Source organism: Paraburkholderia sp. UCT2, assembly GCF_014397665.1.
Taxonomy (GTDB): Bacteria; Pseudomonadota; Gammaproteobacteria; order Burkholderiales; family Burkholderiaceae; genus Paraburkholderia; species Paraburkholderia tuberum.
In genome coordinates, this window is the sequence record NZ_VZQO01000139.1 from 1 (window position 1) to 1,105 (window position 1,105).

At 57.6% G+C, this 1,105-nt stretch carries 2 protein-coding genes and 1 pseudogene; 1 reads left to right on the forward strand and 2 read right to left on the reverse strand.

Annotation, left to right across the window (positions count from 1 at the left end):
- Nucleotides 1-230: pseudogene (locus F6X39_RS36445) on the reverse strand (Tim44 domain-containing protein); the annotation flags it as partial.
- A gap of 82 nt (nucleotides 231-312) precedes the next feature.
- Complete coding sequence (locus F6X39_RS36100) at nucleotides 313-804, reverse strand: CBS domain-containing protein (protein WP_187620151.1); 492 nt, start codon at nucleotides 802-804, stop codon at nucleotides 313-315.
- Between the two features lie 147 nt (nucleotides 805-951).
- Here F6X39_RS36100 and F6X39_RS36105 point away from each other — a divergent pair.
- On the forward strand, nucleotides 952-1,105 hold a 154-nt coding region (locus F6X39_RS36105; protein WP_187620152.1), incomplete at its 3' end, for a LysR family transcriptional regulator.

Genomic DNA, 1,105 nt, shown 5'->3' on the forward strand with positions numbered 1-1,105 from the left:
TGCGCGGCCTGTTGTGCCGGCTGTGCCTGTTGGCTTCGCTGCGCTTGTCCAGACGGCGACGCCGTCTGCGACTGCCGCCCGATGCTTTGACTCCCGCCTACGCGCTTCGCCTCGGCGTCGTTCGACGTCACGGCGCCCAGCGCCAGCAGTCCCGCCAGACCGAGCGCGGCCGTGCCGCGCGTGACTGCACCGGCAGCACCTCGTAATCTGTTGATGATTTGCGTGTACATAAAAACCTCTTTCGATGAGTCGCGAAACTGCCCGCAACGCGCTCCATTTGCGCGCGCAAATACATTACGAACAGTAATATTTTTAGCTACGCAAGCTCGCCGCCGGTTGTGCCTTCGATCCATCAAAAGCGGCGTGAAAACCGTTGCCGTGGATGTAGTGCACCAGTTGCCGGATGGTGTGTTCCTGCTCGGAAATCAGGTTCTTGATCAGGTCGCCGATCGACACCATTCCTGTCACCTGCCCTGCGCTGATCACAGGCAGATGGCGAATCCGATGTTCTGTCATGATCGCCATGCACTCGTCCGTCGTCTGCTTCGGACTGACATAACGCACCGCCGTCGACATGATGTCGCGCACAGGCGTATTCGTTGACGAGCGTTCCATCAGAACGATCTTCCGGGCGTAATCGCGCTCCGTCACGATGCCGGCTATGCGCCCGTCGTGCGTGGCGATGAGCGCTCCAACCTCCCTGTGAGCCATGATCGATATCGCGTTGCAAACCGAAGCGGATGCCTCGATCGACCACACTGTCCGGGAAGCTTTCGCACGCAGCAATTCTGCAACCGATGCCATATGTCACCTCTGTCAGCTGTCATGAAACGCCCGCCGACGCTTCGGGGCGAGGTTTGAATCTAACTGAACCCATGCCAACATAAAATTCGTATTTTTATTGCTGATACTTCGGGAAAAACATATCTTTCGGTAATCGGTGGAGGATTCTTGAATTTCAAGCATCTCTATTACTTCTGGGTCGCGGCTCGCGCCGGCGGCATCGTGCGCGCGGGCGAGCAGTTGCACATCACGCCGCAAACGCTCAGTGGCCAGATCAAGCTTCTCGAAGAGGCGCTGGATAAGAAGCTGTTCAGGAAAACCG

What these genes read in the sequence shown, in the direction of transcription:
- F6X39_RS36100 (WP_187620151.1), bottom strand. Translation starts at nt 804, where the DNA reads ATGGCATCGGTTGCAGAATTGCTGCGTGCGAAAGCTTCCCGGACAGTG.